Below are 21,982 nucleotides of genomic sequence, written 5' to 3'. Positions count from 1 at the left end.
CGTCGCATGGTAGAGCTTTACGGCAAGACGCTGTCGCGAAGGCAGGTGGCCGAGCGGTCCGGCATGCTGTCGCAGTTTGCCGGCGTGCGGCTGATGACGCTCGGCGACGGCGTGGAGCGCGGCATCCGGATGCTCGAGTTCCGCACCGGCTCCGGCCTGCGCTTCACGGCGCTGGTCGACCGGGCGCTCGATATCGCCGATTGCGACTTCCGGGGCCAGGCGATCGGCTGGCATTCGCCGAGCGGCTTTCGCCACCCCGGACTGCACGAGCATGAAGGGGAGGACGGTTTCGCCTTTGGCCGGTCGTTCTCGGGGCTGCTCGTCACCTGCGGCCTCGACCATATACTGGGCCGGGAAGACGTGCCGGCCGAAAGCTACAATTATCCGGGGCGCAAGCGGGTATTGCACTCGCTGCATGGCCGCATCGGCACCGTGCCGGCGCGGCTGACCGGCTACGGCGAGGCCTGGGACGGCGACCGCTGCGTGCTGTGGGCGGAAGGCATTGTCCAGCAGGCAACCGTGTTCGGCGAGGATCTCCATTTGCTGCGCCGCATCGAGGCCGATGTCGGCGGCACCGAGATCCGGCTGTCGGACCGCGTCGTCAATCATGGTTTCAGCCGCACGCCGCACATGTATTTCTATCACGTCAACGTCAGCCATCCCTTGCTCGACGAGGGTTCGCGCTACCTGGCGCCGATCCGGGATGTCGTCTGGGCGGCGCACGCCGGCGATCGTTACGAGGCGCAGAAGGTCGGCTACCGAACCGTGCCGGCGCCGCAGCTGGGATTCAGCGAGCAGGTCTGGGAGCACGAGCTTGGCGCCGATGCGGCGGGCGAGGTGCCGGTGGCCGTCGTCAATGACCAACTGGGGCTCGGCTTCGAGGTCGTTACCCGCAAGGATCAGCTGCCCTGCACCTATCAGTGGCAGAACTTCCAGGCCGGCCTATATGCGTTGGGAATCGAACCCTCGACGCATCATGTTCTGGGCAATCTCGCCGCGCGCGAACGGGGCGAGATGATCTGGCTGGACCATGGCGAAAGCCGCTCCTATGACGCCGTGTTCCGGGTGCTCGACGGTGCCGGTCAGATCGCCCAAGCGGAAGCGAGGATAGGGTCGATCGCCCGGCAGCCGCAACAGGATTACCCTGCGCCGTCGGGCGCTTTTGCGAGACTGCAGGCGTGACCGGCTTGAAACGCACGATCGGTTGCCGCGGCGGGCGGGAAGTGCGCCGTAATACGGAAGCAGGCGCGGCCCGGCCGACCCCAGGCGGCCCTTGCGGAGCGCAGGCGGGAAACGGAGAAGACGATGACGGCAAGCAGGAAGCGCGACTACAGCCTGGTCGGTGAAAGCACCAAGCGCGCCATCGAGACCGGATTGGCTTCGGCCGAATGGTATCACACCGATGTCCCGCGCAGGGCGATCAAGGAGTTGATGCAACGCTCCGACGGGCCGGCGATCCGCGACACGATCATCTGGGTCGCGGCGATCCTGGTGTCGGCCGCCGGCATCGTATGGTTCTGGGGCACTTGGTGGGTGGTGCCGTTCCTGTTCGTCTATGGCGTGCTTTACGGCTCGTCGAGCGACTCGCGCTGGCACGAATGCGGCCACGGCACCGCGTTCCGGACGCGCTGGATGAACGATGTCGTCTACCAGATCTCAAGCTTCATGCTGATGCGCAACCCCGTGCAATGGCGCTGGAGCCATGCCCGCCATCACACCGATACCATCATCGTCGGCCGCGATGCCGAAATCGCCGTCATGCGCCCCCCAGATCTGCTGCGGGCGGCGCTCGCCTTCACCGGTATTCTCGATTTCCGCTATTCGCTGCCGGCGCTGGTGCGCCAGGCGTTCGGCAAGCTGTCCGATGAAGAGAAGAGCTATATCCCCGAGATGGAGCAGCACAAGGCGGTGATCGCTGCGCGCTGGCATGTCGCCATCTATGCGGCGACAGTCGGGCTGGCGTTGTTCACCTGGTCGCTGCTGCCGCTGGTGGTGATCGGCCTGCCGCGCCTCTATGGCAGCTGGCACATGGTCCTGACAGGGTTGCTGCAGCATATCGGCCTGGCCGACAATGTCGTCGACCACCGGCTGAACACGCGCACCGTCTACATGAACCCGGTCAGCCGCTTCATCTACTGGAACATGAATTACCACGTCGAGCATCACATGTTTCCGATGGTGCCCTACCATGCGCTGCCGAGGCTGCACGAGCTGATCAAGCACGACCTGCCGGCGGCGAACCCGTCCATGTGGCATGCCTATCGCGAAGTCTGGCCGGTGCTGCTGAAGCAGCTGCGGTACGAGGATTATTTCCTCAAGCGCGAATTGCCGCCGACGGCGCGGCCCTATCGCGGTGAATTTCACCAGGTCGATATGTCGGCGGCGGCCGAATAGCGATCGCGAATTTTGCCGGACCGGAGATGGCCGACTGGATTGAAGCGTGCGCGGTGGACGACATCTCGGAAGAGGATGTCATCCGCTTCCATCTTCGCGGCCGCACCTTCGCGGTTTGCCGCTCGCCCGATGACGAGTTCTTCGCCACCGACGGATATTGTACGCATGAGAAGGCGCATCCGGCCGAAGCGCTGGTGATCGACGACGTCATCCAATGCCTTGAAGCATATTGGCCGCTTCAATTGCGGCCGGCCAGGCCAAGGGCGCGCCGGTCTGCGTCAATCTCGCGATCTATCCGGCGAGAATGGAGGCCGGCAAGGTGATGATCCAAATCTGACGCGTGGTAACCCGGTCCAGCACCGCGTTTAGCAAAGCAGAGTGACGTTTTCATGAGCCGAAAGAGACCGACCGTCGCGATCTGCGCGCGATGAAGCGCCAGCTGACCATGCTGCGCGTGCTGACCATGGACGTAGCCGGGGCCGTCGAGCGGGAGTGGGTCGATCGACGTGGTGCCGCCGGAGCTGTGCTGAACCCTATATCGCGATGCGGCCCCCAGCCTGTTCACCGTGCCGGGCTAGAATTTTCTTCGAGATCGGCACCGCCGACGATTTTCTTAGTTGGGCTTTCCGGCTCCGGGCGCCGACGCCATCATTGCAGCGCCGGCTATGCCACGGTCACCGTGCCCAGACATATGTGCTCGGCCCTTTGGACCCTGATCGACAAGATCCTGATTCGCTGCTCCTTCTGCTGATCAGCTTTGAGGTGCTGATTGTGCGGTTTGATCCGCCAGCGTTGATACTGGGCGCTGCCGCGATCGAAGCGGAAGGACAGCGCCTGCCAGCGGCAAAACGACCGCCTGCGCAAGATCAGTTTGAGGGAAGGAGATGGAAATTATTGGTGCGCAGCGAGCGCGGCAAAGCTGCGCAGGTGATCGTGGCTGGAAAGCGTCGCTACAAAGGCGGTGCGTTTGTCAGTTTGGAAGCCGACACGCGTCCGGCAGACGACGGTGATCTCGCTGGCTGACTGCGGCGCGGGATTATTATTGAACGACGGCAGGAAGTAGGCTCGGTGCTACGCCGTGCGTCCAGGACTCGGGTTGGAGTGGACTATGGTTCGGGGTCACGATAGGAGATCTGCGCAGCCTCCAACCTCCAGCGCTTTCCGCATGTTGGGCAGGGTAGAACAGCTGCGGCAACGTCCGCTACTGCCGATCAGCCGATCTGATGATCGTCTATGGCGGCGGTGTCGATCCGATGATGGATAGGGAAGATAGATCAACAAAATCAAATATTTATGAGGGTTCGTGTGCAAATACTGCACACGCAAGTTCCGCTTCTCTTCTTTTTTCGTTCCTACGAGGGAGCTGCTTTTCGGACCCTCTTTTGCCGACGATATCTATCCGCTCCAATGCGAATGCTCACCAGGATGTCCGTGAACCTGATTGTTGTCTGCGGCGTCCAGTTTGCGTCGTTTGCGTCGTCCAGTTTGCCTGGGGAACCTGGATTCGAACCAGGACTACTCTAACAGAGTCAGAGACAGATTTTACCGTCCCTAGCAAAATCGCCTCGTGTTGCAGTCGTGTTGCAATCTCCCGCTACAACAGCACGCGGGCCTCGATCTCGGCAACTGCCGTCTGATCGGCGGCATCTTCTTCGAACAAATCGCCGTTGTCGAACGTCACCGTGATCGAGCTATGCCCCATAATGGTCTGGACACGCTTCGGCGATAGCTTCTCAGGCTGGCCGCTGCATGACGCAGGCCATGGAAGTCGTACTTGGCGATTTTGAGAGGATCGCCTTCGGGATCGAGCCTTGTGGGGTGGAGCCGGAATATGCCGGCACCGACGAGCATCGGCGTCCAGACGCGCGCAAGGATGTTGTGATGGTCGAGCGGCGTTCCTTCGTCGGAGGGGAACACCAAGCCATCGGGACCGTTCGCAATGGCCAGGCGCTGCTGCTTCAGGGCGTTGATTGCCATGGGCGCCAGCGGCACGTCGCGCTCGCGGCCGAAGTCTTCGGAAGCCCGAAATCACCCCATGCGTCCACGCGGCCTTTCACCGTGAGGACGCCGCGCTTCAGGTCGGCGGCGTTCCATCTGAGGCACGCAGTTCGGAGGCGCGCAAGCCGCTAAATAGCGCCGTGACTATCAGGGCGCGGTGCTTGCCTTGGGCGGCGTCCAGTAACGTCCGCAACTCGGGTTTGGTCGGATCTCGGGCCGCTTCAACTTTCGCCGATCGTTCGTCTTCACCTTGGCGTTCGACAGCGGATTGTCGCCGCCAAGCCACGCCGCCTTGCTTCAACGAAGATCGCGCCGAGCGAACGCACAACGCGCTTGACCATGGCAAGCGATCGATCCTTCGCCAGTTCGTCAGCGAAGGCGTGGGCGTGCGGCGTGTTGAACTGCGAGAGCTTTCTGGCGCCGATCAGCGGCACGATGTGGATGTTGACGTGTTGGGCGTAGGCATCGCGCGTAGAGCGCTCCAAGCCTTCGGCGTCGCATCTTTCCAGCCACAGCTTCGATGCCTCTTTGATCGTGATCGAGGTGCTGTCTGCGACATGAACGCCGAGCTGCAGGTCACGTCGCACCTTTACCAGATAGGCGTCGGCATCCTTGCGCTTGTCGAACTGCTTGGCGCGGCGATTGCCGCCGGCATCGAAGTAGTCTGCCAGCCACCGAACTCACCGGAGGGCAGGGTGCGCTTGCGGACCTGAGCCATTCCTATTCCTCGCGGTACTTTGGATGCCGTTGCGTGGTGTGGGAGCGAGCTTGCCAGACCGGATAGCATTCCGCCTCTTTCGCCAACTCTCTATCATTTCTTTCCGCGACGCTCCGATGGCGTCGAAAACCTCTTGGCCAATGGGGACGTCTCCGGAGGCGTATTCATTCGCAAGCTTGATTGCTTCGCCCAAATTTGGATTGTGGGCGAATGGCGCAAGTTCAACCAAAAGATTGAACAGGTTATCCAGACCAGAACATTAGCGCCGACTAACGGTTAATGTCGGCAGTGTCCCGAATCATGATTGGCTGGAGCGATGGCGGTACCGGCGTTCGATCTTGTCTATTTTTCCCGCCTGACCCTAGGCGACCTGCTGGGCAGCGTCATTTCGTTGCTGGCGTGTTTGGTGCTCTACAACGCTTTGGCTACGGACCGCCCGAACCGATAGGTCGGGTCTAACCCGCGATCGCGATTCCAAAGCCAAGGCCCAGGCCAATTGCGACGTCAAGGAACAGCTTGCCGGCCATGTCGATGCGAAGGCGCATACAGGGCGCCATGCGTCTGTGCGGGCGCTCTGAGGCCGTTGCCGATGTCATCGAAGATCGTTTCCATCGGTCGAGTCTCCGAATCTGTGAATCCCCTGTTTGATCCGTCAAAGTCTAACGATCAGGGAAGCGCCATGGAAAGCACGTGCAGTAACGGTTGATTCAACCATTGCTGGTATAAGTGTGGGGTGGGTGGCGGCTCCGACAGCTCGGGGGTGGAACTGAGTGCCGAAGCCGCCTGCGCAGCCAAGGTTGGGGTTTGACCGCGCCGTCCTATTCTGGGACAGCGCGGTCAACGATTCGTTAAAATGATCCGGACCTAATTAAGTCGGTGCTAATTGCGCCCTTCGGCCTTTTTGCGTCAGCCGGGAACATCCTCGCTCCGAGGCTGTTCGGTCACACCCGGCTCGCGTTCTCAGCGGTCCTGCCGGTGACCAAGATGGCCCCTCACTCATCATGGTCGGCCCGCGCTCGGAAGCAGGCGCGGGCCATCCCTGAACAAGCCCGGCGTCTCCAGATGTCAGCGCCCTGGCGCGAGCCGGACTGCATAACGATTGCGGATGTGGCTGTTAAAATAGACGCCCTTGGCAAAGGCAGCTTTGAACGCAGCAACGGCCTCAGCAGGTACGTCCAAAAACTCGTAATGCTTCCCGCTCGCTACAAACCAAACCGAGAGAACCCTAGTGTTGGGGTCATAGTCGAACTTGCGTATCGAGGTCGACGGCATGGTATGCCATTCAAAAAACTCAGCTAGCCGAGTTGGCTAAAACTGTATTCGAATATGTGGCCGCGCTTTTCGTCGGCAACCCTGATCCAGATGGGCTCGCTGGTGCGCAGAGTGATGTCGCGATCCGTCGCTTCCCGCGCCGCCCTGATCGGCGTTGTCGCATGGACGATGTGGGTAGCCGTCACGGTATCGCCGTCCATTTCCTCAACGTGGTATTTCGGCACTTTTGGTCCTAAGCGTCCAGTTCGAGCGGCTCGTGCTCCGGATCGGCATGATAAGTGACCTGGCGAAAATCGCGCATGTCGATCTGTTGACCGCAAACAGGGCAAGGGAGGAAATGCGCGAGTTCGCTCGCGGGCGGGCCTTTATGTCGGTGCCCGACTAGTGGTCTGCCGAGATCAGATAGCCTGGTCATTGTTTCCGCAGCGCCTTGGCTACCCGCTCCAAAGTCTCGCGTTGGTTGCCGTGCTTCGCGATCAGCTCTTTGACCTGCTGGGGTGTGATGCCGGTCTTTGTTGCGAAATATTCAACTTCATAATCCTCGTCGGCCGAGACACGGTCCCGATCGCGAAAACCCCGCTTGCTCTTGTCATCGGCCATATCGTTTTCTCCTTCCTCATCCCGCAACGCCGAGTTGACGTGTTTGTTGCACCAAAAGGCTGATTCCGGTTTCGGACCTATTTTAGCTTAATCTTATTGCATCGCCGGAGGGTGGGTCAGTGCATGCGTTTGAAGTTCATCGAGCCGTTGATGCCGACCCTTGTGGAGAAGCCTCCCGAAGGGTGAAGGCTGGACCCACGAGGTCAAGTTCGACGGCTACCGATCGCAGATGATCATTGATGAAGTCGGCACACGCATTTATACGCGCAACGGCCACGACTGGACGGCGAAATATCGCGACCTGGTGAGAGAGGCCAAGCGCCTTGGTGCCGAAAGCGCCATTGTCGAGGGCGAGATCCTCGTTCTGAACGACAAGGGCCTTTCGGACTTCGCAGCGCTGCGCAAAGCCATCACCCGCCGGCAGCACGACTTGTATTTTGTTGCCTTTGATCTGCTTCATCTTAACGGCCACGATATGCGCGATAAGGCGCTAGAGGAGCGGCGCGAGATCCTGGCCAGCATGATCGAGCCCGGCGGGCGCATTCAATTTCGGCGAGCCCCTGCCGGGCGAAGCGAAGGCCATCTTTCACTTGCTCGACAAGGCCGGACTTGAAGGCATTGGTGTCGAAGCGGAAGGACAGCAAATACCGAAGCGGTCCGTCGACCAACTGGCTGAAGGCCAAGTGGTATGCGATCGACGAATTCGATCTGCTCGGCGTCGAGCGTGAAGCGGGCAAGCCGGCTTTCTCTCTGATGGCTGAGCGCGGCACCGGGCGCTATGTCGGAAGCGCATTCGTCACCTTGAACCGGGAAATTGCGCGAGAGGCTATGGAAACGCGTCCAGGAGCACTCAGGCACGACGCCCAAGGGCATCGTGAAGCGGCCGGCCACGCAATGGGTCAAGCCGAGGCTGATCGGCCGCGTGAAGCATCTGCGCGGCGAGGATGACCTGCGGCTTGCATGGCTGCAGGATTTCCGCGAGGATGAGGATCAATAGGAATTTGCTTTTTTGGCGGAACTGAGGGTTTGATTCCGCGTTCCTGCAGACTTAAGTTCCTATCTTGGTAGGACCTTAGTCTGATTCGATGATTTCAAGAAACCTTGCCGCCAGTGCCAAAACCGTCTCCGCCTTTCTCAACTTGATGGGAAATGAGAAGCGGCTTTTGATCATGAACCACCTGGCCGGCGGCGAACTTTCGGCCGGTGTCCTCGCCGAGAAAGTTCAACTCAGCCAGTCGGCTTTGTCGCAGCATCTTGCCAAGCTCCGCGCCTTCGGCCTTGTCGGCACCCGACGCGACGGTCAAGTAATCTACTACTACTGCTCATCCGGCGCAGCGCGCGAATTGCTAGCTATGCTGGACGGCTTCCTGATGACCGGACGACCGCTCGCGGGGCCAGGTCCGCACTACGTCGCCCATAGACTTCGCCGGCTGCGAATGGCCTGAGAAGGCAAATCTAAGACCTAAACGGGGGCGACCCGAACCAGGTGGATCGCTAAGTTCGATGGACCTAACGGGGCACGAGCGGCCCGCGCCAGCCTGTAAAGCACAGCACGGGCCTCAACCGTCGACATCGGTTGGCAGCGGGAGACGCTGCAACCACCCAACTCACCCGCCTGACGCCTGTTCCCCGGACAGACAAAAAGCCCGCCGCCTATGCGTTTTGCGCGCAATTAGTTCGCGCAGTTCACTGGCGCTAGTTGACCATCTCGCGCAGCGGCTTTTTTCGCCTCGGCAGTACATAGGGCGGCCCAGCAGCTTGTTGCGGGGGGCGCTAACGGGCGGCCACTGGGCCTGACCGGTGATACTTAGCGCCGGCTGGCAAACATATGGGCACTGCTACCAATGCCCACGAAACATACAAACGAAGGAAGGACGCGATCTAACCCACGATCGCCATTCCAAAGCCAACACCAAGGCCGACTGCGAGGCCCAGGAACAGCGTGGCGGCAACATCGAAGGCGAAGGCGCGGACCGGCGCCACAAGTCCGGCGGGGCTCCCTGAGGCCTGGCCGGTATCATCGGAAACCGTGTCCATGCCTTCATAGAAACGCCCGCACTGTGAATCCCCCTGGAACATTGTAGGCTCGAAACACTTGGGGCGATCGCACTGTTCCCATATCAGTGTCTCCCAAAACTGCCCACTACCTGAACGGTGGTGGGCTTTTTTGTACATTAGCGGAACCTGAAATTTGGGGGCATGTTGATAGAACGGCAGCGAGTGGGTGTTCGCTGCTGGTCGAGGTCCCGCAAGACTCGGCCGGGCTCGCATCACACCTGCCCCGGTACGGTGCGAGCCCACCGTCGCGACCAAGCGAGATCCCGTGTGTCGGTCTCTATTTGATACTCGGGGACGGCGGTTCATCATCACGATGGTTTATGGCACGTTGTTCGACATGCCGAGCGCCGGGCTCGGGCTGCAGCAAGTGCTGGTCGATAGCGGCGGCCTTGAACGCCGCAAATGCTACGGCCGGACTGCAGCTTCCATCCTTGGCCTCCGCGATCAATCGGCACGCATCCCTATAGGCCGCCGCACCCTTATTTGGCCACTGCCCCTGGAGCGCTTGCTCGGCCTCACAAATAGAGGAAACCGTCATTGATTTCCGGTCTACCAGCTTAACGAATAGCGGTAAAAAGGTGCCCATGGGCACAACCTCCCGGTCTTTAGTGCGCCGAACGCAACAAGAGCTTTTTGGTTTACATGCCTATTTGATTTTTGACCCCATTTCAGCACAAGCCAATTGAATCGACGGATTGGGACGACCCAGCCATAGGGAATGGCTTTCTAAAATTGTATGGAACCGTAGCGAGAACCGCACATTTCCTAATCTGAGCGGTCGATTCTTCGGATGTAGCCGTGACTATGGAAACCCGCTGTTGCGCGCGGATGGCGGGTTTTCTTGGCGTTGATCCGCTACCGGTAAGAGAGGCTAAGTCCCATGAAAGACCGGTGGGAACCTGACCACCAGTTCATTGAAAGCGCCCGCCGTGGCCAGCGCCGAGCGGAGAGCCAGCTGGAATCCCTACAATCGACCATCCAAGAGACACGCCGCGTACTAGAGGCTTCACGGAAGCTCTTGGAAAAGATTGCCGAACGCAAAGACCATCCCCAGCCATAAGGGAATGGCCGGTGCAGTTGGGCAAGCTTGTGGGGGGCTTAACTGCACCGGCCACTGCGGGAAGACAGGAAGCCCCGCGCTGCCGAAGATATATGCGTATTAGGAACCGAGCGAATTATCTCGCAATGCCATCTTGAAGGCTCAACCGCGAAGCCAACTTAGTTCCGAGAGAATGGGCGGATTGGTGAACGCAATGTCGCACCCGGTAGCAGTGAGCATCTTTGGGCTTTGGACCTTGCCGACCTGCGCAAGGCGTTTGGAAAGTTCGCTCAAGAGCACGGGACAACGCCTCTTGAGCGGAACGAGCACACCAAGCTGTTCCTTGAAGAACGAAGGGAACGCTGCCACGAACCGGACCCTACGGGCATTAGGACAATCATTCAGATCGTCAAGAGATGGAAGCCGAGGGCGACGAAGCCGCCGTCGAGCGCCCCTGAGAAATAGCCATTTTGCCGTATGAATCCGTTTTTGATTGAAGGAAGGGTTTCGACGCCTATAAAGATTGTGGTTACCATTGCCTTTTGGGAGGATGCGATGGTTGCAACGCCCATAGATATCGCTCAAGCGGCCACTGCGACTACCGCCACCTTGCTAAAGTGGCAGAAGTCCATGGAGGAACGCGCCACGTGCCAGAACATGGATCAATCGCGCAGGGCGATCCAAGCCTCTCGCGAACTGCTGAAGCGCCTTCGTCAACATCATCGCGATGACATGGCGCAAAGTTGGGAAGATGCCGACCCATCGTCGGCAGCTAGCGCGAGGCGACCAGAGCCGATGTGAAGGGAAAAGTTTCAGTGGCCTGTGCTTTGGGTCGGCTGTGCCGTTAGGCTTTGTCAACAAGCCGCGTTTTCCCCTTCGGCGCCACATAGCTCTCAACCAGCCGCACATACTCGGCGTCCACAGTCACCAATGGCCGGAGGCTCACGGTCACCTTGTCTCCATCGACGCGCGTGACCGTGCCGGTGACCTCCATATTCTGGCCGATCACGGCTTTCAAAGTCGAATCGACAACCGAATGCGGGAAGTTATAGGACGGGATCGTCACGCTTACGCGATCGGGCGTCACCCGGCCGCGCACAACCGCAGTGACGGCGACCTCATCGCCAACTTTGATATTGCCTCGAGCCATGTGCAAGACTCTGGGGTGGGCGGCTGCGGCGTCAAGATGAGAGGTTGCTAATAAACGAGCACACGCGGCATGAAGTTTCTCGACAAGTGGGTGGCCAAGCAGCTGCCCATTGTGGCGCTGGGGGATCCGATCACCATCGGTGACTTGAAAGATCAGTTGATGACAGCTGCCGAGAAGGCCGGCATCGGCGCCGACGAAATCAACGGCGAGGTTGAAACCGTCTTTGAACTGCTTGTGGAGGTGATGCGGCGGCGAGAGGTGCGCGAGGCTGGGCATTAGCCCGGAGGCTTCTCCCAAGCCTGTGCCGGTCCTGTCCCGTTCCATTTTATGAACTGCGTCTTCCTGCCGGTGATGGTCTCGATCGACTTCAACAAGGGCCGCTGGACCTCACGAAGAGCTTTGTAGTGCTCGCTGTGGTACGCCAGGAGCGGCCGACGATGCTCTTGTGCAGCGCCTCGGCTGCCGCCAGGAAGCGGTCAATTTCCGCCTGTGAAAGCTGTTCGGAAGGTTTGGTTCTGGCCATTGGCGATCTCAGGTCATGGAGCTTCGCCGCAACAAGGACTATAATCCTACATGCCGAGCCGGCTCGCAAGCGCGTCGCTGGCTTACCCGGAAGGAAGAGGTAGGGCCACGGGGCCAAGCGCAGCCATCAGGAGCAACCACCCGAGCAACGGCAGGCCCGGCGACCTCCTTTGGACACACACACAGGGAACGAAAAGAAGGGCGCCGAGCCTTACCGGCGCTGCTTTGTGAGGGAGACGACGCCGGATGAGATGAGAGTATGCGATCATGCCAATCTCCGCGAACCATGCGAATGAACGAAAGCCGTGTGACAGCGCGGTTGAGACCAAGGTAGGCGGTGCGATCAGCTACGGTGCTGAAGGGCGGGTGCGGCTTCAGTCGCAATCTCTGCCGGTGGATTTATAGCCGGACTTGATGACGCGCTCTGATCTTGTGATTTCATCCCGCAAGTTTGGCAGAGCCGATTTTCTGTTATGACTTCAGACGACAATAGTCGTGCCCAGCGTGTGATCGCGGATTTGGCCAGGGCGCAGACGTCATCAATACCCGCTTACGGCCGCTACGACCTCGGCGACAATGCCGCCCGGATCAGTGGGGTTCCTCGCCGAACTGCACCACGATGTAGTGGGGCAGGTGGGTGCGGCGCCGGCTGAGTGAAGGGTGATGCCAGGCACCGTTGCGGGCGTTGGCGCCGCTTGCGCTGGCGGTTCTCTAGGTGACGGCGGCGTGCCGCCGGAAGCCGCGTCGGCGCCGCTCTGGCCATAACCCATTCTTCAAACAGTTCCATCTTGCGTGCAGAGTGCGGTGATCTGGCTGACGAGCACCAGGCAGCGGCATCGGGACAGCGAACGGTGCCACCGACGTCCGGTACGGTCCGGTGCACTAGCCTGGCAGCTCGCGCACAAGGGCCAATGATGAATCGGCCGTCGTTGGTGAAAATCCAACAGAAGCATGCTACCAGCCAAATAGAAATAGCTAGAACCGCATGCGCCGGCCGACAGTTCCTTCAGGTCCGGCGAAGCTAAAGCAGCTGATTCGTTGCGTCAGGGGAGCTGGCGCGGCCAAGTATTCTAGTTGGATCTCATTGCCAGACGGCTCGCAAGCACCTCAAGTTCATCAAGCGTCAACTCAATCTGGTACCGGTATTGCGAACCGCTTGCATAAATGCCGCCGGCATCTATCGACATGATGACCGCCCCCGTTTCGGATCTGATATCGGCATCGCCCAACGGTCGATGGAAAATCGTTCGAGAAACACCTTCTCGTTTAGCAGGTCCCACTAGGATGCGCATTGCCTACCTCGCCCTGTTGCTTCGCCAACCAGGAAGCAGCGCCCTCGCGCCACGACAAAGCTTTAGAAGCAATTGCGGTGCCAAACCAAGGGTGTCCCAATATGAGCCAAAGATGGACGGCGCCATTCGGCGTTGGGGGACTGCGGCTTGGCTTCCGCTTTCGCACGCACGCTCAACAAGACCGACGCGTCGGCGTCGCCAAAATCCTGCGCACTTGCTGGTCCCGCTGGGGCTATATCAAGTCGGAAAGGTGCAACCGAACGCACCTGCTGCTAACGCACCGGCGAAGCTGAAAGCCAAGCTGCTCTATCTGGAGAACGCCGTCCGCCACTCGTTAAAGTCGTTCGGCATCCGCATGGGGCAAGGTCGGAGGCGGCGCCTTCGCGCAGGCGGTGCGCAGGCTGCGGCCGAGTTGATAGACGACATGCTCACCGGCCCGCGCGCGCTGTGGCGACAGTACTGCCGGCTGCATGATCTGGTCATGAGGACCGTCGCGCGCTGCGAGGCATGCTGGCGCTTTATGGCGATCCGCGGCGTCAGCCCGGTGACGGCAACTTCTTCATGACAGCGATCGAGGACCCGACGCGCATTCGTCCCTCAGGCGACTCGCCGCCTACTTCGGCCTAGTCTCGCGGCCCAGGCACTCGGGCGCTTCGATCGATGTTCGAGGTCCCTATCTCAAAGGCTGGCGACGCCGACGTGCGGCGCGCGCTCTCCGAGGCGGGTGTCGGGACGGATGACGCGCTTCAAGGCAAGGACAAGATCAAGAGCTGGGGCCTGGAGATCGGCAACGCTCTTGCCATCGCTAGGCCTGCGATAGCGCGCAAGCTGGCTGCGTTCATTTACGCCATGTGGAGCGACTGCATATTCTACGTCGCGATGGGCGGCGGGTGAGGGTGACGCCGCGGGGCGCGCCCATGTCAAGGATCGCACGCTTCTGCCATGTAGGGGCAAGCCTACCAGGAAAGATTTCGTCGTCGCGCGAGCGGTTCGTCAGGTCACCTGCCCGCGTGTGGCTCGCCACCAGTCGACCAGGCGGGTGAGGCCCTCATCGAGGTCGATGCTCGCCTTGAAGCCCAGCATCTTTTCCGCCTTGCACGTGTCGGCAAGGCGCCGCGAGACGGGGTTCACTTTGCGCTCGGGCCCGTACTCCGGCTGAAGGTCGAAGTCCATCACGCGCAGGAGTGAGGCGGCCAGTTCGTTCAGGCTGGTCTCCACGCCGCTGGCGACGTTGAACACATCGTCCTCCACGTCAGAAAGCAGGGACAGGATGTTCGCTCGGGCGATGTCCTCGATATAGACGAAGTCCATGGTGGTGGAACCGTCGCCGAGAATCAGCGGCGGCTGGCCGGCGTCGATGCGGTCCATCCAGCGGATTAGAACCTCGGTATACTTACCATGCAGGTCCATGCGCGGGCCGTACACGTTAAAATAGCGCAAAGCCACGTAGGGAAGGCCGTACATGTCATTGAACGAGCGCAACAGGCCTTCCAGCATGACCTTGCTGGCGCCGTACCAGGTGCGGTTGTTGTACGGGTGGTGGCTCTCTTCTGTCGGGAAGAGGTCGGCCAGGCCGTAGACCGAGGCCGAGGAGGCCGCGCAGATCTTCTTCACGCCCTTAGCCTGGGCGGCCTCAATGACGTTGTAGCTGCCGTCGCACATGACGCCCAGGGCTTCGCGCGGCTCGGCGGCGCAGGCGATGACCCTCAGGGTTGCCATGTGGATGACGGCGTCCATGCCGTCGGTGGCCCTGTGGACAGTTGCCACGTCGCGAATGTCGCCTTCGACGAGTTCGATGCGCGGGTCTTGCAGGGCGTCCTTGACGTTTTGCAGGCTGCCGCGGACCAGGTTGTCGAGGATCACTATCTTTTCCGGCGCGTGCTCCTTAAGCAGCAGGTCGATGGTGGTCGAGCCGACCAGACCGCAGCCGCCGGTCACCAGGATGCGAGAGCCTTCAAGTTTCATCGTATTCCCTGTCATCGGTTCGAGGCGTGTTTCCGGTTGAGTGGGGCCCGCTCAACGCTTGCTTGCAATTCGATGACCGCGGCCACGACCGCGTCCTGCTGCTGCTCCGTCAACTCCGGGAACATAGGTAGGGAGAGAACCTCGGCGGCGGCCTTTTCGGCGTGCGGGAACTGGCCCTGCTTGTAGCCGAGATCGGCGTAGGCGGGCAGCAGGTGAACCGGAATGGGATAGTGGATACCCGACTGGATGCCTTGAGCGTTCAGCGCCTCCCCCCAGCGCGCGCGGTCGGGCGTACGCACGGCGTAGATGTGGTAGACGTGGCGCACATCGTCGCGGACGAACGGGGTCGACAGGCCGATGCCGGCGAACATGGCGTCATAGCGGGCGGCCGTGGCGCGTCGCTGCTCGGTCCATCGGTCCAGATGTTTGAGCTTCACACGCAGGACAGCGCCCTGAAGGCCTTCCAGGCGATAATTATAGCCTTTGACTTCGTGATGGTACTTCCGCTCGGCGCCCCAGTCTCGCAGCATGCGAACCGCACGGTTGTGGTCGGCGATGTTGGTCGTCAGCATCCCGCCCTCGCCATAGGCGCCGAGGTTCTTGCCGGGATAGAAGCTGAAAGCTGCCATGTCGCCGATGGCCCCGACGCGCTTGCCCTTGTATTCCGCGCCGTGGGCCTGGCAAGCGTCCTCCAGCACCATCAGGCCGTGCTTCCGGGCGATGGCCATGATCGGATCCATGTCGGCGGGCTGGCCGTAGAGGTGGATCGGGATGATCGCCTTGGTGGCCGGCGTGACCGCGGCTTCGATCTGGGCCGGGTCGATGGTGTAGGTCGCAGGATCGATATCGACGAGCACGGGGGTCGCGCCTGTGTAGTAAATGGCCGCAACCGTCGCCACGAAGGTGAAGGGGGAGGTGATCACCTCGTCGCCCGGTCCAATCCCGGCGGCCAGCAGGCCCAGGTGCAGGGCGCTGGTGCCGGTATTGACGCCGACGCCGAAGGCCGCTTGCGAATAGGCGGCGAATTCCTTTTCGAATTCAGCGACGTCAGCGCCCAGGGTAAACTGACAGCTCTCCAAAGTGCGCTGAATGGCGGCATCTACCTCGAGCTTGATCGTGGTGTACTGGGCTTTCAGATCTACGAACGGGATCATATTAGGCTGCATCTTTGCGTCGCAGGTGCACGGTTTCGCCACGCCCGCGCATGGAACTGGTGGCGGCTTCGATGATCTCCACCACGCGCAGGCCAAGCCGGCCATCTGCGATGGGAACCCTCTTTTCGACGATGCAGTCGATCCACTCCTGGCCGGCGATACGCAGGGCCTCGGTGGAGTCGAGCTTGGGCGCCCACATGTCGCCCGTCCGGTAGCCGACGCGCATCTCGTGGATCTTGGCCGGGTCGTCGGTGAAGGAGACGCCCTTGTCGTAAACCTTGACCTTCTCGGACGGCTCCAGATCGTCGTAGGTGATCATCTTATTGGAGCCGCCGACCAGTATGTTACGCACCTTCACCGGAGCTAGCCAACTCACGTTGATGTGCGCCATCATGCCAGAGTCGTAAAACAGCGAAATGTAGGCCAAATTTTCCGGGGTGCCGGGGAAGTGGTTGATACCGCTGGCCGAAACGGCGGTCGGATGTTCTTCGAACAGACGGTCGATGATCGCGAAGTCGTGGACCGCCAGGTCGGATATGACGTTTACGTCCCTCTGAAAGAGGCCCAGGTTCACCCGGGTGGCGTCGTAATAATAGATCTGGCCGAGGTCGCCGGCGGCGACGATGTCGCGCATCTTCCGGACTGCACCGGTATAGATGAAGGTGTGATCGACAATCAGGGTCAACCCGCGCTTGTCCGCTTCATTAACCAGCATCCTGGCCTGTAGCGAGGTTTCGGTCATAGGCTTCTCGAGCCAGAGATGCTTGCCGGCCTTCAGCGCAGACATGCCCAGTTCGAAGTGGCTATTGACTGGCGTCGCCACGGCGATGGCGTCGATCTCGGGATCTTGGAACAGGGCCTGGACGTCCCTGGTGGACTGCACACCCGGATAGCGACGGTTCACCAACTCGCGCTTCTTGGGGTCCAGGTCGGCGACCACGCGGACCCGGGCATCGGGGATCTCCATGAAGTTGCGCAGGAGGTTCGGCCCCCAATAGCCGTAACCGATGATGCCGATATTGATCATATTGACTACCCTTCACTCCGCCCCCGCCCACCGGAGTCTTGGAGGCTTGTTGGAGCCTGTCGTTGGTTGAGAAGGGATGCGCCGATCGCTCAATGCCGTGCCACCTCGACCTCTTCACAATGCAGTTTGAAGCTGCGAAGCGGTGCGGTCACTATGGCCGTTGGGTCATCAAGACCCCCTCAGGATCATCCAGCCAGGCGAGGGCAGGGCGCCGGATCTACCTCAAATGATCTCTCCGAATACACCAAAGGATCGCAATTCGGTGTACGAAGCCGTGCCGAGAGGGGCCGAGGGGGGTCAGCCAGTCTTTGCGGTCCTTACGTCTCCGACCACACGGGCTGGCACGCCGGCAGCGATGGCGAAGTCGGGGATGTCACGGGTGACGACGGCGCCAGCGCCGATCAGGGCCCGTTCTCCGATGGTCACGCCCGGGGTGATGGTGACGTTGGAGCCGATGGAGGCGCCCTTCTTGACCAGGGTCGGCTCAATTTTCCAGTCGGCTTCATTCTGCGCGCTCCCGTCCGGGTTGGTGGCTCGGGGAAGACGGTCGTTGGTGAACATCACCCCATGGCCGATGAAGACCTCGTCCTTGATGGTTACGCCCTCGCAGATGAAGGTGTGCGAGGAGATCTTGCAGCGCTCGCCGACTGAGGAATTCTTCTGGATTTCGACGAAAGCGCCGATGCGCGAGCCGTTACCGACCTCGCAGCCGTAGAGGTTCACCATACTGGGGTGGTGGATGACGACCTCGCCACGCAGCACCACACTGTCCGAAATAGGCATCGCTTCCCCCTGGAACTGTCTGTCACGTGCCATCGCCTGCAAATCGGATATGATCCTTGGTGCGCCGCTGAAGCGATAGCAGCGGTCGGCTACAGTTCTATGTAACCTGCTTTGTCGCTTGGCAAGCCTTCACCACTAGGTATAACAAGTTCTAGGGCAGGCCGCGACCGTGGGGGGAAGGATGCCGGAGACGATGCGATTTGAAGCCGTGCGCTCCGATTCCGAGGTGGCGCGTATGCGTCACAACTATGAAGAGTTTCAATGCCTTCGGTGTGAGGCGGAGCGCTGTCTGGAGGCTGACGACCTCAACTCCGCGGCGGCCTATGTAGAGGCGGCGGTCACGCTTGCACGCAAGCGGCATTGCGGCTTTTATCGGTCCGAGCCGCTTGAGCAAATCCTGATCGAGATCGCGCGACGGACACTCGCCCCGAAGGCCGAAACTGCGCGACCGACGCGAACGAAGATCGGCCGCGTGCTGCATGTGGCCACCGCCTTGAGCGAAGTCGGCGGCTTGACGCGGATGATGCGCCGCTGGATCGTCGCCGACGAGAGCCGTCATCACTCCCTGGCCCTGTTGCGCCATCCGGGGAAGCCGCCGGCCTCGGTGCGCCAGGCCGTGGAGGCTCGTGGCGGACATATCCACGTAATCGGCGCAACACGCGGCGGACCGGTGGAATGGGCCAGCGCGCTCCGCAAGTTGTCGCTCAATTTCGACCTGGTCGTCCTGCACGTCAGCAACGAGGACCCGACGCCCAGTATAGCCTTCGCCGACGAGCGCAACCGACCGCCCGTGGTGCTGGTCAACCATGCCGACCATGCCTTCTGGGTCGGGCTCTGTGTGTGCGACCTGATCGCCAGTTCGCGCGTCTCGGGCGAGCGTCTGGTGGTGGAACGGCGTGGGATCTCGGCTAAGCGTCACGCCATCCTGCCGATCCAAATCGATCCGCCGATCCGCAAGCACAGCCGGGCCGAGGCGCGCCAGAAGCTCGGCATCCCGGTCGACGGACCGCTTCTGGTTTCGGTCGCGCGCGGCGTGAAATACCGGACGATGGGCGGGGTGTCGTTCGCCGACATGCATGTCGAGGCACTGCTGGCCCGATCCGATGCGCGGTTGTTGGTCGTCGGGCCGGGCGAGCCGGCCGATTGGCAAGACGCCATAGCGGCGACCGGCGGGCGGATCATTGGGCGGCCGGAGACGCCCGATCCTTCGCTCAGCTTCGAGGCGGCGGACATCTATCTCGACTCTTACCCCTTTGTATCGATTACCTCGATGCTGGAAGCCGGCGGGCTGGGCGCGCCCTGCGCGACGCTGTTTCCCTATCCGTTGGATGCTAACGTCATGAGCACCGATATGCCTGGGCTGGCGCCTACCATTGGCTTCGCCACCTCGATGGCGGAGTATAACCGCATCCTGGCGGACTGGCTCGCCGACCCGCAGGCGCTGCGTCGGCGGGGCGATGAGACGGCGGCCAATGTCAAGCGGCTGCACACCACGCCGAATTGGATCGAAAGCCTGGAGGTTCTCTACGCCAGAGCCGTCGCGATCCCGCCAGTCACACCGCTGCGTGGGAATGGCGCGCCCGCGAACGAGGAATTCTACGAAGGATATCCCGACATCCTGCTCAACGAGGTGTTCGGCGAGTTCGACAGCGCCGAGGCGATCCTGAAGCGTTCCCTGCGCCTGATGGCGCTGCCGGAACGGCTACGGGTATGGCGGCGCCTGGCGCGGACCAAGAGCTTCGACGGGCCTTGGGACGCAGTCCGCAACCTGCTTCCCGAATGGCTGCCGCGGTCGGCGAGCCGGCTGAGGGGCGACAGCTGGATGTGAGTTTTAACGGCATGGTTTGCCCGGCGTCCCTTCGTCGGGCGCGTCTGCGACGCGAGATCGATCTTCAGATGCGACCCGCACACCTTATTCCCAGTACCCCTATAGCCTGAAGGGCTGTCAGTCAGGCAGCCATCGCGAATTACACTTTTGATTTAGCAGGCTGACAAAAACATACCGGGATACCCTTTTTGACTCTGGTCTGTTCAGCACCTCATTCTGATAAGTTCGACGGAACAGAGCCTGTTGAGGCCTTGCTTTCCTTCTGGTGAGGATTGCGTTTGACGGGATGGGTATGGGTGCCTCGGGTTTCGACATGGTGGCGTTGGCGTCAGAAGTCATACTTGCCATGAGGCCTGCTATTCGACACCGACAAAAAGAACTGAGGCGAAGGTGAATATGATTGGGCGACCGCCGAAGATTCTGAAGCGGGCTGTCCGCGCCTTCGGTGTCGAAAGGCGTCATCTGGTCGGCGCACGCATGGTCCTCGAACGAGAGGGCATGTCCGTCCTTGGCCGACGCGTAAGCCGTTCGGGCGGCCGTATCCTGGCCTACCACTCGGTCGGCCAGCCGCTGATGGATCACAACGACGTGCCGCCGAAGCTGTTCCGTCGCCAGTTGGAGTGGGCCGCGGCGCGAGGCTACCGGTTCGTCCCGGCCTCGAAGATCGCTCGGACGGGGGGCGACCCGATGGACCTTGCCATCACCTTCGACGACGGTCTGCGCAGCGTGATGACCGAGGCCGCGTCAATCCTGAAAGACTTCGCGGTTCCCTGGAGCCTTTTCGTCGTCACCGACTGGAGCGAAGGCGGGTCTCCCTGGCCGACCGACGAGGTTCTAGGCTGGCGCGATCTGGAGCGCCTGGCCGCCGACGGCGCCGAAATCGGCAGCCACTCCGCAAGCCATCCCGATTTTGGACAGCTGGACGGCGCCGCCGCCCGTGAGGAATTGGACCGCTCGCGCACTATGATCGAGGCCCGGCTCGGCTTTGCGCCGACCTCGTTCGCAATTCCGCTCGGCCAATCGACCAACTGGACCCCGATCGCCATGCGGGAGGCCAAGGCAGCAGGTTATGAGCTGGTGTACGCCCAGGCAGAGGAGACGCGTTCGGCTGGCACCATCGCGCGGACCTTCATCACGCGCTTCGACAACATGCGGGTATTTTCGGCGGCCCTGGCGGGCGTCTTTGATCGGTGGGAGGAATGGGGGTGAGTCAGGCGCGCATCGTCTCGGTAGTCGTCCCGACCCGCGACCGTCCGCAGTACCTGGACCAGTCGCTGGCGAGCATTCGCGCGCTCGAAGGCCCGGATCTGACGTTTGAGATCCTTGTTGGCGACAACGGCTCCAACCACGACGCCACCGGCGCAGTGACACAGGCCCATGGCGCGCAGCACCTCATCGTGACGACCGCGGGCGCTGGCGCCGCGCGCAACGCCGCGATGCAAGCGGCCTCGGGGGAGTTCCTGGCGTTCCTGGACGACGACGACGTGTGGACCGAGCAACATGTGCGGCCGCATTTGCAACTCTTCGATCGCCAGCCGGAGGTGGAGGCGGTCTTCGGTCAGGTTGTGATGGCCGATCCTAGTCTGCGGCCGATCGCGCCTCCCATCCCCAATGACGTGCGCCCCGACGGCGATCATCTGAAGATGATGCTGGACGGCTACTTCCCGCAGATCGGCGCCACGATGGCGCGTATCGCGGTACGCGACGCCTACGGTTATTTCGACGAGACCCTGCTGGCCGACCAGGACTGGGACTGGCATATGCGCGTCGCCAGCGGTGGGCATGTGGAGCATGTGGCCGTGCCATGCGTCTTGTTCCGCCAGCGTCCGTCGGGATCCTACGACGCCTTGGTCCTGAGCCGGATTCCCTATACGCGCAGGGTGTTTATGCGGCACGCCATACCCGTCTGGCGCAAGTGGCGCTCACCGAAGGAATGGCTGCATTCCTATTTCGCCACGCTCTTGGGATTCTACACCTATTTCGCCGATGCGGCGGTGGAGCGGGCGGCCAAGGGGGATGCGAAGGGCGTGCGGTTCGCGGTGCGTCATGCGCTGCTGGTGTTTCCGTTCCGGGCGGTTAGGCAGCTCGTGAGGCCGACGCCGTTGCGCGCGGCGTTCTTCTGGTCGATCGGCCTAGGCGCGCGCCCGCCGGCCGTCGAGGACGCGGCGCTGGACTGAACGCG

23 protein-coding genes and 2 pseudogenes are annotated in these 21,982 nt (G+C 61.3%); 13 read left to right on the top strand and 12 right to left on the bottom strand.

The features are described 5' to 3' along the window. Nucleotides 1-6: 6 nt before the first annotated feature. From ACYG9R_RS28670 to ACYG9R_RS28655, 4 genes and pseudogenes are all read left to right on the top strand, one after another. Entirely contained in the window at nucleotides 7-1,182 is a 1,176-nt protein-coding gene (locus tag ACYG9R_RS28670; RefSeq protein ID WP_023823209.1) for an aldose 1-epimerase family protein, read from the top strand. A gap of 123 nt (nucleotides 1,183-1,305) precedes the next feature. After that, a complete protein-coding gene (locus tag ACYG9R_RS28665; RefSeq protein ID WP_460221867.1) occupies nucleotides 1,306-2,394 on the top strand; it encodes a fatty acid desaturase family protein in 1,089 nt (362 codons plus the stop codon). Between the two features lie 26 nt (nucleotides 2,395-2,420). After that, nucleotides 2,421-2,731, top strand: a pseudogene (locus ACYG9R_RS28660) (Rieske 2Fe-2S domain-containing protein). Between the two features lie 368 nt (nucleotides 2,732-3,099). After that, a complete protein-coding gene (locus tag ACYG9R_RS28655; protein ID WP_155923314.1) occupies nucleotides 3,100-3,417 on the top strand; it encodes a hypothetical protein in 318 nt (105 codons plus the stop codon). A gap of 654 nt (nucleotides 3,418-4,071) precedes the next feature. On the opposite strand, the gene ACYG9R_RS28650 is transcribed toward ACYG9R_RS28655, so the two are convergent. Together ACYG9R_RS28650 and ACYG9R_RS28645 are read right to left on the bottom strand one after the other, a co-directional pair. After that, complete coding sequence (locus ACYG9R_RS28650; RefSeq protein ID WP_155923315.1) at nucleotides 4,072-4,371, bottom strand: hypothetical protein; 300 nt, start codon at nucleotides 4,369-4,371, stop codon at nucleotides 4,072-4,074. A 266-nt stretch (nucleotides 4,372-4,637) separates the two neighbouring features. Further along, nucleotides 4,638-4,979: a tyrosine-type recombinase/integrase gene (locus ACYG9R_RS28645; protein WP_023824840.1), complete on the bottom strand. Its 342-nt coding sequence runs from the start codon at nucleotides 4,977-4,979 to the stop codon at nucleotides 4,638-4,640. Here ACYG9R_RS28645 and ACYG9R_RS28640 point away from each other — a divergent pair. Then, nucleotides 4,950-5,105, top strand: a complete 156-nt coding sequence (locus ACYG9R_RS28640; RefSeq protein WP_023715444.1) for a hypothetical protein — start codon at nucleotides 4,950-4,952, stop codon at nucleotides 5,103-5,105. The genes ACYG9R_RS28645 and ACYG9R_RS28640 overlap by 30 nt on opposite strands. A gap of 1,070 nt (nucleotides 5,106-6,175) precedes the next feature. Here ACYG9R_RS28640 and ACYG9R_RS28635 read toward each other — a convergent pair. The 3 genes from ACYG9R_RS28635 to ACYG9R_RS28625 all read right to left on the bottom strand — a co-directional run bounded on the left by ACYG9R_RS28635 (nucleotide 6,176) and on the right by ACYG9R_RS28625 (nucleotide 6,982). Continuing rightward, nucleotides 6,176-6,382: a KTSC domain-containing protein gene (locus ACYG9R_RS28635; RefSeq protein ID WP_023697380.1), complete on the bottom strand. Its 207-nt coding sequence runs from the start codon at nucleotides 6,380-6,382 to the stop codon at nucleotides 6,176-6,178. 23 nt (nucleotides 6,383-6,405) lie between these two features. Then, the gene (locus ACYG9R_RS28630) at nucleotides 6,406-6,606 is read right to left on the bottom strand and encodes a hypothetical protein (protein ID WP_155923316.1); all 201 of its coding nucleotides are present in this window, start codon (nucleotides 6,604-6,606) and stop codon (nucleotides 6,406-6,408) included. Nucleotides 6,607-6,793: 187 nt separating this feature from the next. Next, on the bottom strand, nucleotides 6,794-6,982 hold the full coding sequence (locus tag ACYG9R_RS28625) for a DUF3606 domain-containing protein (RefSeq protein WP_023715450.1): 189 nt from the start codon (nucleotides 6,980-6,982) through the stop codon (nucleotides 6,794-6,796). Nucleotides 6,983-7,105: 123 nt separating this feature from the next. On the opposite strand from ACYG9R_RS28625, the pseudogene ACYG9R_RS28620 reads away from it, so the two are divergent. Then, nucleotides 7,106-7,979 (top strand): annotated as a pseudogene (locus tag ACYG9R_RS28620) (ATP-dependent DNA ligase). An 88-nt stretch (nucleotides 7,980-8,067) separates the two neighbouring features. Then, complete coding sequence (locus ACYG9R_RS28615) at nucleotides 8,068-8,427, top strand: ArsR/SmtB family transcription factor (protein ID WP_023697377.1); 360 nt, start codon at nucleotides 8,068-8,070, stop codon at nucleotides 8,425-8,427. 436 nt (nucleotides 8,428-8,863) lie between these two features. On the opposite strand, the gene ACYG9R_RS28610 is transcribed toward ACYG9R_RS28615, so the two are convergent. The 3 genes from ACYG9R_RS28610 to ACYG9R_RS28600 all read right to left on the bottom strand — a co-directional run bounded on the left by ACYG9R_RS28610 (nucleotide 8,864) and on the right by ACYG9R_RS28600 (nucleotide 11,229). Further along, on the bottom strand, nucleotides 8,864-9,061 hold the full coding sequence (locus tag ACYG9R_RS28610) for a hypothetical protein (protein ID WP_023715452.1): 198 nt from the start codon (nucleotides 9,059-9,061) through the stop codon (nucleotides 8,864-8,866). Between the two features lie 256 nt (nucleotides 9,062-9,317). Beyond that, the gene (locus ACYG9R_RS28605) at nucleotides 9,318-9,626 is read right to left on the bottom strand and encodes a DUF982 domain-containing protein (protein WP_023715453.1); all 309 of its coding nucleotides are present in this window, start codon (nucleotides 9,624-9,626) and stop codon (nucleotides 9,318-9,320) included. 1,297 nt (nucleotides 9,627-10,923) lie between these two features. Next, nucleotides 10,924-11,229, bottom strand: coding sequence for a hypothetical protein (locus ACYG9R_RS28600; protein WP_023697371.1), 306 nt, complete (start codon nucleotides 11,227-11,229; stop codon nucleotides 10,924-10,926). Between the two features lie 69 nt (nucleotides 11,230-11,298). On the opposite strand from ACYG9R_RS28600, the gene ACYG9R_RS28595 reads away from it, so the two are divergent. The 3 genes from ACYG9R_RS28595 (at nucleotide 11,299) to ACYG9R_RS28585 (ending at nucleotide 13,937) form a co-directional block, all read left to right on the top strand. Further along, complete coding sequence (locus tag ACYG9R_RS28595) at nucleotides 11,299-11,508, top strand: DUF768 domain-containing protein (RefSeq protein ID WP_023697370.1); 210 nt, start codon at nucleotides 11,299-11,301, stop codon at nucleotides 11,506-11,508. 1,785 nt (nucleotides 11,509-13,293) lie between these two features. Further along, nucleotides 13,294-13,608, top strand: coding sequence for a hypothetical protein (locus tag ACYG9R_RS28590; protein ID WP_196813647.1), 315 nt, complete (start codon nucleotides 13,294-13,296; stop codon nucleotides 13,606-13,608). 95 nt (nucleotides 13,609-13,703) lie between these two features. After that, entirely contained in the window at nucleotides 13,704-13,937 is a 234-nt protein-coding gene (locus ACYG9R_RS28585) for a hypothetical protein (protein ID WP_023825209.1), read from the top strand. Nucleotides 13,938-14,036: 99 nt separating this feature from the next. Here ACYG9R_RS28585 and ACYG9R_RS28580 read toward each other — a convergent pair whose 3' ends face one another. The 4 genes from ACYG9R_RS28580 to ACYG9R_RS28565 form a co-directional block, all read right to left on the bottom strand. Beyond that, entirely contained in the window at nucleotides 14,037-15,008 is a 972-nt protein-coding gene (locus ACYG9R_RS28580) for an NAD-dependent epimerase/dehydratase family protein (protein WP_460221866.1), read from the bottom strand. Between the two features lie 11 nt (nucleotides 15,009-15,019). Next, nucleotides 15,020-16,162: a DegT/DnrJ/EryC1/StrS family aminotransferase gene (locus ACYG9R_RS28575; protein ID WP_023715456.1), complete on the bottom strand. Its 1,143-nt coding sequence runs from the start codon at nucleotides 16,160-16,162 to the stop codon at nucleotides 15,020-15,022. A gap of 1 nt (nucleotide 16,163) precedes the next feature. Continuing rightward, a complete protein-coding gene (locus tag ACYG9R_RS28570; RefSeq protein WP_023697364.1) occupies nucleotides 16,164-17,189 on the bottom strand; it encodes a Gfo/Idh/MocA family protein in 1,026 nt (341 codons plus the stop codon). 297 nt (nucleotides 17,190-17,486) lie between these two features. Then, nucleotides 17,487-17,972 (bottom strand): acyltransferase, encoded by a 486-nt coding sequence (locus tag ACYG9R_RS28565; protein WP_023697363.1) that lies wholly within the window; start codon nucleotides 17,970-17,972, stop codon nucleotides 17,487-17,489. 181 nt (nucleotides 17,973-18,153) lie between these two features. Between ACYG9R_RS28565 and ACYG9R_RS28560 the strand changes: the two genes are divergently transcribed. The 3 genes from ACYG9R_RS28560 (at nucleotide 18,154) to ACYG9R_RS28550 (ending at nucleotide 21,977) form a co-directional block, all read left to right on the top strand. Beyond that, on the top strand, nucleotides 18,154-19,800 hold the full coding sequence (locus ACYG9R_RS28560; RefSeq protein WP_050590586.1) for a glycosyltransferase family protein: 1,647 nt from the start codon (nucleotides 18,154-18,156) through the stop codon (nucleotides 19,798-19,800). Nucleotides 19,801-20,196: 396 nt separating this feature from the next. Next, the gene (locus tag ACYG9R_RS28555; RefSeq protein WP_023697361.1) at nucleotides 20,197-21,009 is read left to right on the top strand and encodes a polysaccharide deacetylase family protein; all 813 of its coding nucleotides are present in this window, start codon (nucleotides 20,197-20,199) and stop codon (nucleotides 21,007-21,009) included. Further along, nucleotides 21,006-21,977 carry a glycosyltransferase family 2 protein gene (locus tag ACYG9R_RS28550; protein ID WP_196813648.1) on the top strand — a complete coding sequence of 324 codons (972 nt, stop codon included), beginning with the start codon at nucleotides 21,006-21,008 and terminating at the stop codon, nucleotides 21,975-21,977. Before ACYG9R_RS28555 ends, ACYG9R_RS28550 begins: the two co-directional genes overlap by 4 nt. Nucleotides 21,978-21,982: the final 5 nt, after the last annotated feature.

This window comes from Mesorhizobium sp. RSR565B (assembly GCF_054719465.1).
The sequence above is the reverse complement of the archived record's forward strand: the minus strand, read 5'-3'. Positions and strand labels throughout refer to the sequence as shown.

Bases quoted from the DNA above. Each gene is read 5' to 3' on its own strand.
- ACYG9R_RS28565 (WP_023697363.1), bottom strand. From the start codon at position 17,972: ATGCCTATTTCGGACAGTGTGGTGCTGCGTGGCGAGGTCGTCATCCAC.
- ACYG9R_RS28570 (WP_023697364.1), bottom strand. From the start codon at position 17,189: ATGATCAATATCGGCATCATCGGTTACGGCTATTGGGGGCCGAACCTC.
- ACYG9R_RS28635 (WP_023697380.1), bottom strand. From the start codon at position 6,382: ATGCCGTCGACCTCGATACGCAAGTTCGACTATGACCCCAACACTAGG.
- ACYG9R_RS28625 (WP_023715450.1), bottom strand. From the start codon at position 6,982: ATGGCCGATGACAAGAGCAAGCGGGGTTTTCGCGATCGGGACCGTGTC.
- ACYG9R_RS28585 (WP_023825209.1), top strand. From the start codon at position 13,704: ATGTTCGAGGTCCCTATCTCAAAGGCTGGCGACGCCGACGTGCGGCGC.
- ACYG9R_RS28670 (WP_023823209.1), top strand. From the start codon at position 7: ATGGTAGAGCTTTACGGCAAGACGCTGTCGCGAAGGCAGGTGGCCGAG.
- ACYG9R_RS28650 (WP_155923315.1), bottom strand. From the start codon at position 4,371: ATGGCAATCAACGCCCTGAAGCAGCAGCGCCTGGCCATTGCGAACGGT.
- ACYG9R_RS28595 (WP_023697370.1), top strand. From the start codon at position 11,299: ATGAAGTTTCTCGACAAGTGGGTGGCCAAGCAGCTGCCCATTGTGGCG.
- ACYG9R_RS28600 (WP_023697371.1), bottom strand. From the start codon at position 11,229: ATGGCTCGAGGCAATATCAAAGTTGGCGATGAGGTCGCCGTCACTGCG.
- ACYG9R_RS28575 (WP_023715456.1), bottom strand. From the start codon at position 16,162: ATGATCCCGTTCGTAGATCTGAAAGCCCAGTACACCACGATCAAGCTC.
- ACYG9R_RS28555 (WP_023697361.1), top strand. From the start codon at position 20,197: ATGATTGGGCGACCGCCGAAGATTCTGAAGCGGGCTGTCCGCGCCTTC.
- ACYG9R_RS28560 (WP_050590586.1), top strand. From the start codon at position 18,154: ATGCCGGAGACGATGCGATTTGAAGCCGTGCGCTCCGATTCCGAGGTG.
- ACYG9R_RS28610 (WP_023715452.1), bottom strand. From the start codon at position 9,061: ATGTTCCAGGGGGATTCACAGTGCGGGCGTTTCTATGAAGGCATGGAC.
- ACYG9R_RS28665 (WP_460221867.1), top strand. From the start codon at position 1,306: ATGACGGCAAGCAGGAAGCGCGACTACAGCCTGGTCGGTGAAAGCACC.
- ACYG9R_RS28615 (WP_023697377.1), top strand. From the start codon at position 8,068: ATGATTTCAAGAAACCTTGCCGCCAGTGCCAAAACCGTCTCCGCCTTT.
- ACYG9R_RS28640 (WP_023715444.1), top strand. From the start codon at position 4,950: ATGAACGCCGAGCTGCAGGTCACGTCGCACCTTTACCAGATAGGCGTC.
- ACYG9R_RS28605 (WP_023715453.1), bottom strand. From the start codon at position 9,626: ATGGGCACCTTTTTACCGCTATTCGTTAAGCTGGTAGACCGGAAATCA.
- ACYG9R_RS28580 (WP_460221866.1), bottom strand. From the start codon at position 15,008: ATGAAACTTGAAGGCTCTCGCATCCTGGTGACCGGCGGCTGCGGTCTG.